Raw genomic sequence first — 15100 nt, 5'->3', positions numbered from 1 at the left:
AGGCAGCCATGTCGACTTCATCCGCGTACGGCGTCCATTCCGAGGTTGGAGCACTGCGCAAGGTTCTTGTGTGCGCTCCCGGTCTCGCCCACCAGCGGCTCACGCCGTCGAACTCAGACGATCTGCTGTTCGACGACGTGCTCTGGGTCGAGAACGCCCAGCGTGATCACGCCGATTTCGTGGCGAGTCTGCGCTCGCACGATGTCGAGGTCGTCGAGCTGCACGATCTGCTCACCGAGACGATGGAGATTCCCGAGGCGCGTTCGTGGCTTCTCGACCGCAAGATCATCCCGAATGAGGTCGGGCTCGGCCTCGTCGACTCGACCCGCGCCTTTCTCGAGTCGCTCTCGGCACGGCAGCTCGCGGTGTTTCTCATCGGCGGGCTCTCCACCGCGGACCTGCCGGAGGACTACCGCAACGGCTACATCGCGCTCGTCCGCGAGGGCGTCGGCGCGCAGGAGTACCTGGTGCCGCCGGTGCCGAACACGCTCTATACGCGTGACACGACCTGCTGGCTGTACAGCGGCGTCACCCTGAACCCGCTGTACTGGCCGGCCCGGCATGACGAGACGCTTCTCATGAAGGCGATCTACCAGCACCACCCCGACTTCGTCGGCTCGAAGATCTGGTGGGGCGACCCCGATAAGGACTGGGGAGCTGCGACCTTCGAGGGTGGCGACATCATGCCGGTCGGCAACCGCACCGTGCTCATGGGAATGAGCGAGCGCACGTCTCGCCAGGCCATCACTCAGGTTGCGGCATCCCTCTTCGAAGGCGGCGATGTCGACCAGGTGATCGTGGCGGGCATGCCGAAGCTGCGGTCGGCGATGCACCTCGACACCGTCTTCACGTTTGTCGACACGGATGCCGTCACCCTCTACCCGCGCATCATGGAGCGCGTCCACACGTTCACGCTCCGCCCGGGCACGGGTGGCGCGCCGCTCCACATCACCGATCACGGCGAGACACCGTTCACCGACGTGGTCGCGTCTGCGCTGAACCTCGACTCTCTGCGCGTCATCGAGACGGCGGGCGACATCTATGAGTCGGAGCGGCAGCAGTGGGACAGCGGCAACAACGCCGTCGCGCTGAAGCCGGGCGTCGTGTATACGTACGATCGCAACACGAAGACGAACGATCTGCTCGCGAAGGCGGGCATCGAGGTGCTCCCGATCGTCGGTGCGGAGCTCGGTCGCGGGCGCGGCGGTGGTCACTGCATGACGTGCCCGATCATTCGCGAGCCGGTCGGTTATTGAGGGTGAGGATGCCGCGGAGCGTCGCTCCGCGGCATCCTTTCGCCTCTTCTCGCGTGACCGATCGTGGCGCTCAGCTTGTTCAGCGCGCCGAACATTGCCACGATTGACTCCGTGACAGACACTCCGTATCAAGCGCTGTTCTTCATCTCGGGTGAGCATGAGCAGCTCGTGACCTACATTCAGACGCGTCTCGACGAGCTCGCCGAGTCGCTCGGGCGCCGCGTCGAGCACGACGGTGAGCGCTCTGTCTGGCGCGTGAACGGAGAGTACGCGTTCTCGATTCGTGCCGAGAAGCTGAGCGACGCGCACGCGTGGGAGTACGCGCAGCGGTACGACGACATTCGCGCCGCGTGGACGGTGTACGAGTCGAGTACGCTCGTGACGCTGAAGGGGCAGACCGACGTCATCCTCGACAGCGACGACCAGTATGACGAAGATTTTCAGGCGATCCGCGCCGAGATCGAATCGCTCTCGGTGGTGGTCGTGGACCCGCTCGCTCCCCCGGTCGTGACGGACTCGATCATCATCACGCCGCGCGCCGACACGAAGGCCGCGCCGGAGTGGTTCGAGCACCAGCACGCCCCGGAGCGCCGCCCCGAGACCCTGCCGACCACGGCGATCATGCGCGGCGAGCGCCCGGTCGCCAAGCGCGTGCTGTTCTTCGGCGGGCTCGTCGTGCTCGCGCTCGTGTGTGGCGCGCTGCTCGCGGCGGTGCTGCCGATTCTCACCGGGTGGATGCCGTCATTCGCGGTGTTCGCGGTGGCTTTCGCGGTGCTCTTCCTGCTGATCTGGGGTGGCGTGCGGCTCACCCAGCGCGCCCGGGCAAAGCCCTAGCCATATCGCCATATCGTCACGTATGGTTAACCATATGAAGACGACGATGAATCTGCCGGATGCTCTCATGGCTGAGCTCAAGCGCCGCGCTCGCGCGGAAAACCGGACGGTCACGAGCATCGTCGAGGAGTCACTGCGCGCGCATCTGGAGTCACATCACGAGCAATGGCATGCGCCCATCCTTCCTACCTGGAACAGTGGCGGATATCGCGTCGACCTCGATGACAAAGACGCCGTGCTCGATGCCATGGACGACGTCCGATGATTCTGCCCGACGTCAACGTGCTTGTGTATGCGTTCGACGAGGCTTCGCCCCATCACGAGGAGTATTCGCGCTGGCTCACGAGCACGTTGAGCGGCCGCGAGGAGCTTGCGCTCTTCGATCCGGTGCTCGCCGGGTTCGTGCGGATCGTCACGCACCCGCGCATCATGGTCCGTCCCGCAGACACTCGTGTCGCGCTCGAGTTCGTCGACATTCTGGCGACGGCGCCTCGCGCGAGGTGGATCCGAAGCTCGTCCGAGATCTGGGCCACACTGAACGATTTCGTGACCCACGACGCTGGAATCAAGGGGAATCTCATTCCCGATGCGCTCATCGCCGCTGCGGCCATCGCGAATGGCGCGCGGGTGGCGACGGCCGACCGGGGATTCTCGCGCTTTCCCGGCGTGCAGTTCTTCGACCCCACGAGCGCGACGACCTGATCGCTAAGCTGAACCTCATGGCTTCATTCGACGGAGACTCTGCCCGTTCCCCGCACATCGTCATCGCTCCCGACAAGTTCAAGGGGTCGCTGAGCGCGGCTGAGGTGGCGGATGCCGTTGCCTCGGGCATCCTCGAGGTCATTCCTGACGCTCGGATCTCCTCCGTACCGATCGCCGACGGCGGCGATGGCACGGTAGCTGCGGCCTTGGCCGCTGGCTTCGAGTCCCGCACGCGCACGGTCACCGGTCCCATCGGTCGCCCCGTCGACGCCGAGTACGCCGTCAAGGGCGAGACCGCGGTCATCGAGATGGCGACCGCGTCAGGTCTCGCGCTCCTCGATGCGTCGGAGCTCAACGCACTGGCCGCGACGACGCTCGGAACCGGTGAGCTCATCAAGGCAGCGCTCGATGACGGAGCGACGAGCATCGTCCTCGGTGTCGGCGGCAGTGCCACGACCGACGCCGGCGCCGGCATGCTCGAAGCCCTCGGCGTTCGCATTCTGGATGCCGATGGAGCCCCCGTTCCTCCCGGCGGAGGCGGAATCCAGCGCGCTGTCACCGTCGACCTGTCCGGTCTCGATCCGCGCATCGCTGACGCCGAGGTGATTCTCGCGACCGACGTGAACAACCCGCTCACGGGCGACCATGGCGCGGCCGCGGTCTACGGTCCGCAGAAGGGCGCGTCCGAGGCCGATGTCGCCACGCTCGACGCAGCTCTTTCCCGCTTCGCAGACCTGGTGGATGCCGAAGCGGCGACGCAGCCCGGAGCGGGAGCAGCGGGCGGCATGGGCTACGCGGCCCTCGCGGTTCTCGGTGCCACGATGCGTCCGGGAGTCGACGTGGTCCTCGACCTCGTGGGCTTCGCGGAAGCGTTCGAAGGGGCCGACCTCCTCGTCACCGGCGAGGGGAAGCTCGACCTGCAGACTCTGCACGGCAAAGCGCCCGCAGGAGTCGCGGCCTACGCCCGGGAACGAAACGTCCCGGTCGTGGCGGTCTGTGGCGCGAACGAGCTCGACGACGAGACGCTCACGAACGCCGGAATCCGCGCCACGTACGCCCTCACCGACGTAGAGCCGAACCTCGAGATCTGCCTCGCAGAGCCGGCCCGCCTCCTGAAGGAGTGCGGCCGCCGCCTCGCCGCCGACCTCGCAAACTCCTGACGCCCTTCGACCTACCGAACTAGCATCCGTGCGTTAAGGGCTCGAACTGTCGACGGAATCGTCACAATATCTACGATGAGCCAAATCGCGCAGGCAAATAGCAAAAGTATGCCGAGACCAATTCCAGTCGTTGCCCATCCCACCCACCAGAGAATGATGAACACGATCCCGCTTCCTACCTTGCCGAGATAGAAATGGTGCGCTCCAAATCCCCCGAGGAAGAACAGCAGCAAGTACGCGGTTGAGGCCCACTTCTGACCAGGGCGATACGCGTATGGAGCCACATACGTGGTGTGCTCAGTCCACTTGGTTCCGTCCCACCAGCGTGACTGACCATATTGGTCAGGGTAGAAACCTGGTGGCGGCGGGGTTGGAACGACATCAGACACGTCTTCAACGTTAGCGACAGACCGTCGACCCATTGCGAAGATTTAAACCCCCAATGTGGGAGTCATGTAGCCGTACCGTGTCTACCGTTCTGGCACGCTTGGACCGTGCCATCGTTGTCGCCGAGATGCCGCGCCGCAGACTTCGAGCGTGGTGAACCCTGTCGACGATTGCCAACAATGTTGCCTGATCACCTAAGCGCTAGCCGAGCCATACCGGCACCATCCTGCGCTTGGTGTCCGAAGAGAGCTGCGGGAGCAACGAGTAGACATGATTGAGCCAACACTGTCTTGCGACACCAAAAAGCGTTGTCGTGAGAAAGCGCTTAGCCAGGTAGCTGCGATTTGAACCAGCGACCCCTTGGCGGTCGTAGATCCAGATCGCCGAACCTTGTTGTCGCGGAACCCCTCGAGCCCCCTTGTGTTTATAGGGATCTGGGCGGTTCGCCTAGTCCGATTGCAGCCGGTCGCTGGCGGGTGATTTAGGTGGGTTTATGATGGGAGACCGTGCTCCGAACATCGAGCTCTTCTGTCTCGCTGAATAGTCAAGACCTCTGCTGTGGCTTCACGCACCACCTGAGAGGCCCTGGATCTATGAGCGCTCATCCCTTAATGTTCTGTCTGATTGATCAACCCACAAAGCGCCTTAAGATGCTCTGCGCCGTCGGGACGGTAGGCGGCATCAGTAGCCTCTTCTACAGCTTGAGCAATGACAGTCTTTCCCCGGTCTAGGAGTTCTTCGCCTGTCTGGACAATCCCAAGAATCCTCGCGGCATCTTCGAAATTCTTTGACCACTTATGACTTCGACTTAAAAAGTGCCTGGTTTCAAACGTGCGCCCAAACTCACGACTCAGCGCTTCGACATAGATGTCTGGCAGTATGAGATCCTCGAGTTCGGCCTGGGTCTTTCGCCCACCTAACAGGAAGACATTCTCACTCGGGAGCATACCCATTTCTTGGATAAGCTTTGCCTCTGCCCGACCCGTTACATCGTCATCAAGAACAGCGAGGATGCGGCAAGCTGTTGATTTTTCCCGCTGAATTTGGTTTCGCATTTTTCCGGCACCTCGCGTTGCTTTGAATACGAGGCGGCCGGCTTTGATATCTTGCTGAAGGCTTGGCTCGAGACTACCAAGGATCGCGGAAAGCACCTTCTCGTCGCTCACGCCTTCAACTAGGACTATCGTCTCTGCGGAATGCAGATTGTCACTGAGTTCCACGCCCAACGCTTCTCGGATAACTGCGACATTTCGCGCAGGACGTGCAGAGTTTTCCATTACAAGAATATTCGACGAGACTCGTTCTCGGTTCACAAAAACGGGGTTGTGCGTAGCGAGAATTACTTGCTGCTTGATGGCCAACTCTTGGAACAGAATCTGCAACTCATGAACGGATGCCGGATGTAAATGAGCCTCCGGTTCATCCACGGCAAGCACAAAGCTATGACCTTGAGAGCGTTCTTGCGCCAGCTCATGAATTAGTGCCATCGTCACAAGACTCTTAATACCGTCTCCTTTGCTTTCAATTGAAGTAGCTGTGCCGTCATGCAAGGAGAGGTCTTCAATTGAGTTGGAGCGCTCAAAGTCAGTGTCGTGAAGCTCAATAGTCTGGATCGACGGAATGTATCGCTTAACTGAGTTTGCAAGATCATTGCCGACCGCCCCGACGGCTTCGCTACGGAGTTGATTGAGTCGTGCCGTCAGCTTCTGATACTCATCACTGTTCAGCAGAGACCGAGTTCGAATCCGTACTAGTTCATTGACAAGCGCAAGAGCCTGGTCGCTTGTGCGAACAGCTGGGACCGACACCAATGAGATGCGTGCTGCGATGAATTCTGCAATCTCTTGAGACTTTGCTCGATGGGTGGCAGCTCCTCGCCCAGGTTTTACAACACCGAACGTCACAGAAAGGCGGCCGAGGGTGATCTCGACTGGGAGTTCACCGTTACTGGCTATCCCAGTCTCCTCGTTGAATGCGCGGACTTCCTCGTCATCCAGTTTGAACTTCAGTCTCAGTAGCGTTGGGCGTGTACCTTTACTGCCTTGCTTCGCAAGAGGATAGTCATCACTCCACCTGTACCCGCTAACGAGTTGACCACCACCGCGGACCCGCTTGCTCCGCAAAAAGCTCATTGCAGAAGGGCCCGAAACCTCTCCGCCCTTTACAGTATTTGGTGGGGCAACGCTCCAACGCCTGATGATATCCATCCCCAAAGCAAGAGCTCTGAGAAGATTTGACTTACCTTCATTGTTGGGGCCTACAAGCGTTGTGAGATCCTCAACCGTAAACTTAGTTTGAGCCGCAATCGAACGGTAATTCTGAACCGTAACTTCAATAAGCTTCACCGGTCTAGAATCTCATGCTTCCCCTCTACAAAGGAGATTGAATAATTGATGTGAGGTTGGGACTGCTGAAGGTTTGGTTGACTCCTGGACCGCGTGATCTTTGAGGTTGCGCTGGGAGGATGGCTGTCATGCCGACGAAGTACACGGATGAGTTCAAGCGGGACGCTGTCTCGTTGGTGCTTACGCAGGGGATGACGCAGAAGCAGGTCGCTCGTGACCTGGGCGTTTCGAAATCTGCGTTGCAGGTGTGGGTGAAGAACGCTGAGCTCGAGGACCGAGGGTTCACCCCGTCGGCGGATCCGGAGGACCGCCGGGAGATGCTGCAGGCGATGAAGCGGATCCAGGAGCTGGAGATGGAGAACGAGGTGCTGCGGCGCGCGGCGGCGTATCTGTCTCAGGCGAATCTGAAGCTCGGGTCGATGCCGAAAAAATGATGTTCCCGCTCGTCCGCGACCTTGCCGCGGCCGGCACCCCTTTGCGGGTGCCGGTCGCGGTGGCGTGCGGGGTCCTCGGCTTCAGCAAGCAGGCGTACTACCAGTGGCTCGCCGAGCCCGTGTCGCAGCGCGACTGGGACGACGCCCACCTGGTCAACGCCGCGTTCGACGTGCACGAGGACGACCTGTGCTTCGGTTACCGGTTCATCGCTGACGAGCTGACCGCTGACGGGTTCGCCGCGTCGGAGCGGCGTGTGTGGCGGGTGTGCTCGCAGAACAGCATCAGAAGCGTGTTCACGACCCGGAAACGCAAGTACTCCAAACCAGGGCCTGCGGTGCATGACGATCTCGTGGAACGCCGCTTCACCGCCGAGAAGCCGGACAGGCTCTGGCTGACGGATATCACCGAGCATAAGACGGCGGAGGGGAAGCTGTATCTGTGCGCGATCAAGGACGTGTTCTCGAACCGGATCGTGGGCTACTCGATCGATAAACGCATGAAAGCCAGACTTGCGGTGAACGCGCTGAACATGGCTGTCGCCCACCGCGGGAACCCCGTCGGTGTTGTGGTTCACTCGGATCGCGGATCTCAATTCCGATCCCGCAAATTCCGGCGCGCCCTCACCCGTCACAAGCTCAAAGGATCCATGGGGCGAGTCGCCGCGGCCGGTGACAACGCAGCGATGGAATCGTTCTTCGCCCTGCTGCAGAAGAACATCCTCGATACCCAGAAATGGGCCACCCGGCAGCACCTGCGAATGGCGATCGTCGCCTGGATCGAGGGCACCTACCACCGCAGACGCCGACAACGCCGACTGGGCAAGATGACACCCATCGAGTTCGAGAGCATAATGAAGACGTCCGTCACACTGGCGGCATAAGGAAACGAGTCAACCAAACCTTCAGCAGTCCCCCGCTCGAGAGGGCGGCGAGAGCGTGACGTCGATCGCGAAGCGGTTCGACATCCACCGCGGCACGGTGTGGCAGTACACGAAGCCGCCGGCGGATGTCGGGGCTGTTTCTTCGAGTTACCAGTAAATCGCTACGAAGTCGACGTCGAGCAACCGCGGAACACTATCGCCCAACGATTTTGGCGCGGTCGGCGCGACGTGCGCCAGAGCAGTCGCCGGCGGGAAGAGTGAAAGCCCTGCCTCTTCTCGCGCTGCGGTTCGGAGGTCCAGTGCTTTGGCCTGTGCGACTTCGCCGCCAGTCATCGTAAGCACCCGTTTGGTCAGCACCGAGAAGGCGCTGGTTTGATCCGACACGGTTGCCGATCGCGCCTTCAATTCGGCAATGCTCATGGTGATGAGCGCCTCTTGCTCTGGCGTCAGCGTTGCGCCGAGATCGTTCAGAAGCGCGGAACTGTAGCGGGTCAAGGCATCGGCCAGCTTCGATTCCGAACTGCCTGCGTCGTTCGGGGAGGCGGGCTTGCCAAGCGGCGCACGGCCAGCGGCGTTGATCTGGTCGACTAGGTTCGGCGCCACATCTGTGAACAGATCAGCCAGTTTGACGGGGGTCCAGGAGTCGTGGAGGCCGGGCCGTGAGATACGGGCGAAGACGGTGAACTCGGCATCCGAGAACAGCACTCGGCGGAGATCTTTCCAGTAGGCCTCCTGCTCAGTGACTCCGACGACCTCCAGCGGTCGGGTCTTCAGATCGTGTCCCTCGATCAGTTCTTTGTGGATGACGTACTCGGTGTCGCCGATCTCGGCTACGACGTAGTCAACTGCTGTCGCGCGGATCGGCACGAGTCCAGCAAGTAGTCGCTGCAGGATCTTATTGATTGGCTGGACTTCCTGGAGCGTGGCCAATCCGCCTCCGGCAGCGAACATGTCGGGATAGTCCTCCGACATCGCGGTGAACTCAGAGACCATCGTTCCTAGATGGAAGACGGGGTCGGCGCCCAGGCGAACGCGAAACTCGACGAGTTTGCCACGCTGCAGTTGGTTCGTCGAGACCATCTTCGACGGGTTGTCGATTTTCTTGAGGTCGTCGAAGTCCTTCGCAGGACTGTCCACCACGACTGGCTCGATGATGCGGAGTCCGTCGATCTCGTGCAGGTCACGGAACCTGGACTGGACGGTGGCCTTGCGAGATGTCTGGATGGTGCTGCTGTTGGTGGTCTGGTAGCGGGAGGTGATCTCGGCCTTGGCGATGAGGCCGGGATTAGCTCCGGCCGTCGCGTCGATGGACGCTTCGCTGCCCTCGCTGGCTTGCTCTGACTTTGAGTCGGTGATCTCTCCCTTCTGTGAGGAGAGCAGGCTCAGCAGACTGACCTCATCGAGGTAGATAAACTCACGCAGAGCTGGGCGTGTGGGGCCCGCGGTCGTCTGGTGCGGCACGATGGACTCCTTGATGCCGAACAGGCGACGCCACCACATTCTCTTGCTCATACTGTGACCTCCGCGACTACGGAACGTCGAGGTCGCAAGGCGATCCGCTCGAATGCCTGGACGAAGTCCTCTGGGGCGATCTCCTCGCGACCATCGCCGACTGCCAAGAGTGCCGCTTCTGTCCAGATGAAGGTCAGCTCGGCTGCCGACCAGCCCTCGGTGAGAGCGGCAACGTCTTCGAGGGGCAGGTCGGCTGCGGTCTTCAATTGGGCACCTGCGACCTTGAGAATCTCGTAGCGATCCGCACGAGTAGGCAGGCCAAACTCGATCTCCCAGTCGAATCGACCTGGGCGGGTGAGGGCTGGGTCGAGGGAATCGACACGGTTGGTCGCGGCGATGACGATGACACTCTTGCCCTTGTTGTCAAAGCCGTCCATGAGGGTCAGGAGCTGGGCGACGAGTCGCTTCGAGGCCTCATGTGAGTCCGAAGATCGCTTCTCAGCAATGCTGTCGATCTCGTCGAAGAAGATGATGGCTCGACCGCTGTTGCTGTGAGTGGCGGCTTCGAAGATCTTGCGGAGCGTCCCCTCGGTGTCACCGAGCCACTTGCTGATGATCTCGGGACCGCTGATGGCGTAGAACTGCGCGTTCGACTCCCTCGCGATGATGCGGGCGAGGTGGGTCTTGCCCGTGCCGGGCTGGCCAGTAAAGAGGATGCCCTTGATGGGGCGAGCGCCGATGTTTTCTAGCTGTTCCTGACGCTCGAGCTGTGTCTCGATAAGTTCTTTAGCGCGGGCAACGACGTGCGGGTAGCCACCAAAGTCCTTGAAGGTTGGTCCTTCACCGGCCTTGTCGCGGAGGTACTCCGACTCGACATTCTCGTTGTCGTCACCTAGAAGGCTGCTCTTGATCGGACGCTCTGAGACGATCGACAGCAAGCCTTGAGCGTCAACATACTCGACTACGTTCCCGACCTTGACCATGATGCCGTTGGGGTTGGCTACTCGCTGGAAGTTCCCGATACCGCCATCCACCAGCACGGTGTTGTCATCCAAGACGAGACGCACGGTCGCGATCTGGTTGGACTCTTGCCAGAGGTCGGCAGGCGCAAGCTCCCAATCGTCCTGGCCTACGAGAATGACGTCGCCGGGCTCGACGTCGTCGATGTTCGGCAGATTGGAAACTCGCCCGGTCTGCCCCTTCTGGGTCTGGAAGTGGATGGTGTCATCGTCGTGATCAACACGGAGCACTTTGAACAGTTGACCTACGATGCCTGCATCGCTCAAGGGTCTGCCCTCCAGGTCTCTAGCACTCGTACTCGATCGGATTTACCCGTCTCTAAAGGCGTCTCTCGCGGAGTCCCGGCGCCCCAGGCCGAGAATAGCCGGAGGGACCGACATCGACGCGCCTTCTGGCGGTCGACCGACGGGCCTACTGCACCTTCAGCGAGGTGACGGCCCGGTCGAACATGGCGATCAGCGGCGCGAAGTCCTGATCGCCGGCCGCGATGCGTGATGCGGCGTCGTTGACCGCGCCGACCGGCCTCATGGAAGTCGGTCCCAGGTCGATGTTGACTCCCGCAGGAGGTGTTCAATTCCACGAGCGAAGGTCCCTGAGGCTCAGGTCGTCCTGGCGCTCTGACTCAAGGCGGCGAGTTGCCCGCTGCGCGACCTCCAAATAGAAGCCACGCACGGTAGATCCCTCCGGATAGCGGTCGGCGATCACCTTAGCCCCGTCACGGAGAGCAACCTCATTCGGGTCATCTACCCCCACAGAGCGTGAGCGCATTCCGTACTCTGCCGAGCCGTGAAGGCCAGCAAGAACTTGGATACGCAGTTCCGATTCCAGTCCAGCCGCGACTTCGAGTGCGTCGACCACGAACTCAGGTTCACGTATTACGAAGTCCTGGGGTGCGTCGTTCAGAAGATCACGAGCGAGACGAACCCTGCTTTCATCACGCGACCTGATTAGGTCGAGGATCACCGAACGGATCTGAGGGTCGTACCCTACCGCCATCGCCTCAAGGATCTGCTCCCCGAAGAAGTGCCTCTCCCAAGACTCGTCGGCAAGGATCCACTCGATCAGCACCTCGATCAGCGCAGGGCGATGGCTATTCGACGCGAAGTCGAGGTCCATCGACTCGATGTGCGGGAGCGGTTCGTACCGGCGATCGTCGGAGGTTCGACGTTCGATGCGCCTTTGCAGGAACCCGAGCGCTCCATAGGGATCAACGGCGAATTCCTTCTTCAACAACTGGCCCAGCTCATACGCAGGAAGTTGCGGCGTGGCTTCGAGACGCTCGAGGAGTCGATGCCGCTCCACCGGAGTGAGCGATTGCCACGGGGTAGCCTTCCCATCGAGAGCTCCCAGCGCAGCCTCGGCGACGATCGGTTCGGTTTCAACGGGGGCCGCGTTCAGTATTTCGAGGACGAGTGCTCGATCATCGGCATCGAGCCATCGCGCCGCAGAGAGCAGAATAGCGTGCACTTCCGAATAGGTAGTGGCCAGCAGTGCGCGAACCACATTCGTCCTGACCTGATTAAACGCTCCGGGGGCGTTCATAGCCGCCGATGCGACAACCCTCGCCGATTCGGAGCCGGAGGCAATCATTTCGACTGCTGCTTGCTCTGCCGTTGCGTCGCCCATCGCAAGAAGTATGAGTAGCGCGACGCGAGCCAGAGCAAGGTCGACCGTTTCGTCTGCAGGAGTACCAACGGCGATGCGAGCGGCTTCAGGGACTCTTTGGAAGAACCTCGCCAGTAGGCCGTCGGGCGAGATCTGTTCGTCGCTCGCTGCGCGTTCTTGCTTGAGAACCTCTCGGAGGCGCCCAACGAGTTTGTCCGGCGTGTACTGAGTTGTCCATCGCTCGACAAGTTCCTCCGCGACTCGCTCTGATCTTTCTCGTGATCGCTGGTAGCGACTCACCGCAACATCGTCGACATCGTCTTCGTCATCCAGGGCCCAACCAGCACGTACCAATCGGATGACTAGGAGGTCATCATCGATATGCAGCTTCCTACGCGTATCGCGCGCAAGCTTCTTGCGCGCCCCCTCCCCATAGGTAGCGTGCCAGCCCAACGCGCGGTGAGCGGAGAGGCGCAGTCCGGCGGATTGATCAGGGTCGGCGAGCAGTCGGCCGAGGATGTCTACGACCATCGCGAATTCGTCCGTCACCGGTTCGGTCCGATCGCCCGATCGCAGAGCTTCCTCAAAGATCCCGGTGGCGGCGCGGGCGGTCCGCGCATCGCGGGCGAGTGCTTCCTCGGCGATGGCGATCGCGGCAGACCGTACATCGGCAACAGCTTCAAGACTGACTGGCATGCGCGCGATCGTGAAGCTGATCCCCTTGGACTCGGTCACAGTGACCTCATGAGCCAGGGCAGGGCTGAGCAGTGACACGATCTGATCGTGGCGTTCAGGGTACTCATCGGCACGAAGGATCTCGCCAACGACCTCGACGTAGCGTTTGGTGAAGGCGACGGGTCGTCGAGGGTGAAACTCACCGAGTTCGCGTGCAAGTCGTAGAGCATGGTCGGGGTTGGAGTTCTCGCGACGGTCGTCCCGAAGGCCGATATCGAGCAGGCTATGCAAGGCCCTCGGAAGGAAGTCGGTCCGGTGTCCGGCGTTGGCTATAAGTGGCGCGAGGGAACGAGCAACATCGTCACTGGTGATTTTCCTCTTCTCCCCCCAGATGCCGCTCAATTCATCGTCCTCATCGGGAGCAGGGTTCGCCAGCAGTACATCCGCGAAGTCGAGGGCACGATCCGGGTAGATCGCGGCGACTACGGCAACCCGCTTGCTGATCGTGATGCGAGCCGAGTTCGGAAGGTCTCGGGTATGTTCCGCCAGTGAAGACCACAGGACGTCAGCGAGGTTGGAATCACCGTCGGCACGTCGGTGCCAGTCGACAATGCTGACGTTGTTGATGGCATGGGTGAGGGCAGACCCGCGAGCGTGGTCAGCAATTAGTCGGGCGAAATGCTTGTCGAGACCGGATTGCGAGACCAGTGCTCGCTCCAGCGTCGCGTCTCCGAGGAGGTCGGGTACAACCCGCGCAGTCTTCCCTCGCCGGAGCACGAGACCAAGGTCCTCCAGTTCATCGAGGATCTCAAGGAGAGCTGCATGCGGTTGCCCGCTGGTTGCCACAAGGCACTCGATGAACTCGCCATCTTCGAGCGGCGCGGGCTGGATCGCGGCCAGTGCCTGGAGGACGGCGGTTCGCGCGTCGGCGTTGGTCCCGCTCAATACAAGGTCAGTGAATCGAGCGAGGATTTCGCGTCGGAGGGCGGTTTGGGAAGCAAGGTCGGCGTCATTGAGCGTACCGGAGCGCACCAAGTGGGCTCCGGTGACGATGAGAAAAGGGCAGTCATAGCCGATCCGTGCCAGCGACTCGACACGCCCGTCCGTCGCGTGGTCGCCGAGGGCTTCGCGGGCGAGCAACTCGGCGTCTTCGATTGAGAGATCGCCGACACTGACTGTGACGTCATCGGCGAGTCGTTCCGGCAGACCCAGGGATGCACGAAGCTTGGGCATGGCCCGCGGGCGTGCCGCAAGAACCACCGTCGCGTCTGGGCGAGCGCGACGAATGCCTTCGACTAGCGCCGCGACGTCGTGCTCCGCGTCGGTGGCATCGTCGACCACAATAACCGGCCCACCCTCGGGAAGTAGATCGAAGGCGCTCGGGGCAATCTGGCCTCGAGCAACGAAACGCACGGACCGGCCAACGTCAGAACTCGCGAATTCGCGAAGCAGACGGCTCTTACCGATGCCGCCACGGCCTATGACGAACGCCACTTCGTGATGATCAGTTGCGAGGCCAGTGAGCTTCCGGAGCTCATCGGCGCGGCCGACCAGAGTGAAGTTTCGATCGACGCCGAGCCGGCCGGCGAGCGCGGTGTCGTATCGGTTCGGCTCAAGCCACGGACTGGGCTCGGGAACCCCGAGAAATGACTCGCGCAGCTCCGGAAAGTAGCTCTCGATCAGCGCGAGTTTGTCGGCCGCCGGAAGGCCACGGACGAAGCCGGAAAGAGTCTCACCGTCCCATAGCGCCCAGCCAGGATACTTCGCCAGTTCGAGTCGAGCCGCCGGAGTCGCAGCTCGGCGGCTCAAGGCGATGACCCCGGAGCTAAGTTGAGCATCGGGGAGCACCTCCTCGATGGCTTTCCTCACATCACTCGGGCCGAAGCTCCGGTGCCGCTTGCACTGGACGCCGATACGCTCGCCTTCTCCATCGACGTAGACGTCGACGCCGTACTGCTTGTAACCGGAGGATCCGTTGCGCACAGCCGTGTGTCTTGGGTGCCGCATCTGGAGTAGGTCACGACAGAATGCCTCGAACGCCTCTGGTGAGAGGTTTTCGAACGGCAGGTTGAGCAGCCTGTTCTGGCTTGGGGTATCTCTCTCTTGCTCGTAACCGCCGGCATCCAGCACATCGCCGAGGCTCAGATCAAGAACTGAACACAACACCTGCAGGTCGCCTCGACGCGGACGAGAGATTCCGCGTTCCCATCCGCTCACAGCCTGCTGACGGACTCCCATTCGACCCGCAAGTTCGACCTGGTCCATCCGGGCGGCCTCTCGCGCCAACCGGATAAGCGCTCCCAACGTCGAATAAGTCACAATCCTAAGATACACGCAGTTGATGCGTAC

Annotated in this window: 10 protein-coding genes and 1 pseudogene; 6 read left to right on the top strand and 5 right to left on the bottom strand. The window is 61.3% G+C overall.

Features of this window, described 5'->3' with window-relative positions; translation table 11 throughout:
* Window positions 1-8: 8 nt before the first annotated feature.
* The 5 genes from ACSAGD_RS03310 to ACSAGD_RS03290 all read left to right on the top strand — a co-directional run bounded on the left by ACSAGD_RS03310 (window position 9) and on the right by ACSAGD_RS03290 (window position 3952).
* Window positions 9-1256 carry an arginine deiminase gene (locus ACSAGD_RS03310; RefSeq protein ID WP_437584305.1) on the top strand — a complete coding sequence of 416 codons (1248 nt, stop codon included), beginning with the start codon at window positions 9-11 and terminating at the stop codon, window positions 1254-1256.
* 111 nt (window positions 1257-1367) lie between these two features.
* Window positions 1368-2090 carry a hypothetical protein gene (locus tag ACSAGD_RS03305; protein ID WP_437584304.1) on the top strand — a complete coding sequence of 241 codons (723 nt, stop codon included), beginning with the start codon at window positions 1368-1370 and terminating at the stop codon, window positions 2088-2090.
* 34 nt (window positions 2091-2124) lie between these two features.
* Window positions 2125-2355 carry a ribbon-helix-helix protein, CopG family gene (locus ACSAGD_RS03300; RefSeq protein ID WP_437584303.1) on the top strand — a complete coding sequence of 77 codons (231 nt, stop codon included), beginning with the start codon at window positions 2125-2127 and terminating at the stop codon, window positions 2353-2355.
* A complete protein-coding gene (locus ACSAGD_RS03295; RefSeq protein WP_437584302.1) occupies window positions 2352-2792 on the top strand; it encodes a TA system VapC family ribonuclease toxin in 441 nt (146 codons plus the stop codon). Before ACSAGD_RS03300 ends, ACSAGD_RS03295 begins: the two co-directional genes overlap by 4 nt.
* Before the next feature lie 17 nt (window positions 2793-2809).
* A complete protein-coding gene (locus ACSAGD_RS03290; RefSeq protein ID WP_437584301.1) occupies window positions 2810-3952 on the top strand; it encodes a glycerate kinase in 1143 nt (380 codons plus the stop codon).
* A gap of 11 nt (window positions 3953-3963) precedes the next feature.
* On the opposite strand, the gene ACSAGD_RS03285 is transcribed toward ACSAGD_RS03290, so the two are convergent.
* Both ACSAGD_RS03285 and ACSAGD_RS03280 read right to left on the bottom strand, forming a co-directional pair.
* The gene (locus ACSAGD_RS03285) at window positions 3964-4374 is read right to left on the bottom strand and encodes an NINE protein (protein WP_437584300.1); all 411 of its coding nucleotides are present in this window, start codon (window positions 4372-4374) and stop codon (window positions 3964-3966) included.
* A gap of 573 nt (window positions 4375-4947) precedes the next feature.
* Window positions 4948-6684 carry an ATP-dependent nuclease gene (locus tag ACSAGD_RS03280; RefSeq protein WP_437584299.1) on the bottom strand — a complete coding sequence of 579 codons (1737 nt, stop codon included), beginning with the start codon at window positions 6682-6684 and terminating at the stop codon, window positions 4948-4950.
* Window positions 6685-6812: 128 nt separating this feature from the next.
* On the opposite strand from ACSAGD_RS03280, the pseudogene ACSAGD_RS03275 reads away from it, so the two are divergent.
* Window positions 6813-7999, top strand: a pseudogene (locus ACSAGD_RS03275) (IS3 family transposase).
* 147 nt (window positions 8000-8146) lie between these two features.
* Here ACSAGD_RS03275 and ACSAGD_RS03270 read toward each other — a convergent pair.
* From ACSAGD_RS03270 to ACSAGD_RS03260, 3 genes are all read right to left on the bottom strand, one after another.
* Entirely contained in the window at window positions 8147-9511 is a 1365-nt protein-coding gene (locus tag ACSAGD_RS03270) for a DUF6414 family protein (RefSeq protein WP_437584298.1), read from the bottom strand.
* On the bottom strand, window positions 9508-10701 hold the full coding sequence (locus ACSAGD_RS03265; RefSeq protein WP_437584297.1) for an ATP-binding protein: 1194 nt from the start codon (window positions 10699-10701) through the stop codon (window positions 9508-9510). Before ACSAGD_RS03265 ends, ACSAGD_RS03270 begins: the two co-directional genes overlap by 4 nt.
* Before the next feature lie 340 nt (window positions 10702-11041).
* Complete coding sequence (locus ACSAGD_RS03260; protein WP_437584296.1) at window positions 11042-15016, bottom strand: restriction endonuclease; 3975 nt, start codon at window positions 15014-15016, stop codon at window positions 11042-11044.
* Window positions 15017-15100: the final 84 nt, after the last annotated feature.

The sequence above is a fragment of the Paramicrobacterium salitolerans genome, from assembly GCF_051513965.1.
Classification (GTDB): domain Bacteria; phylum Actinomycetota; class Actinomycetes; order Actinomycetales; family Microbacteriaceae; genus Paramicrobacterium.
The sequence above is the reverse complement of the archived record's forward strand: the minus strand, read 5'-3'. Positions and strand labels throughout refer to the sequence as shown.

Excerpts from the sequence above, each read along its gene's own strand:
- ACSAGD_RS03310 (WP_437584305.1), top strand. The coding sequence starts at position 9 with ATGTCGACTTCATCCGCGTACGGCGTCCATTCCGAGGTTGGAGCACTG.
- ACSAGD_RS03300 (WP_437584303.1), top strand. The coding sequence starts at position 2,125 with ATGAAGACGACGATGAATCTGCCGGATGCTCTCATGGCTGAGCTCAAG.
- ACSAGD_RS03295 (WP_437584302.1), top strand. The coding sequence starts at position 2,352 with ATGATTCTGCCCGACGTCAACGTGCTTGTGTATGCGTTCGACGAGGCT.
- ACSAGD_RS03290 (WP_437584301.1), top strand. The coding sequence starts at position 2,810 with ATGGCTTCATTCGACGGAGACTCTGCCCGTTCCCCGCACATCGTCATC.
- ACSAGD_RS03285 (WP_437584300.1), bottom strand. The coding sequence starts at position 4,374 with ATGGGTCGACGGTCTGTCGCTAACGTTGAAGACGTGTCTGATGTCGTT.
- ACSAGD_RS03270 (WP_437584298.1), bottom strand. The coding sequence starts at position 9,511 with ATGAGCAAGAGAATGTGGTGGCGTCGCCTGTTCGGCATCAAGGAGTCC.
- ACSAGD_RS03260 (WP_437584296.1), bottom strand. The coding sequence starts at position 15,016 with ATGGACCAGGTCGAACTTGCGGGTCGAATGGGAGTCCGTCAGCAGGCT.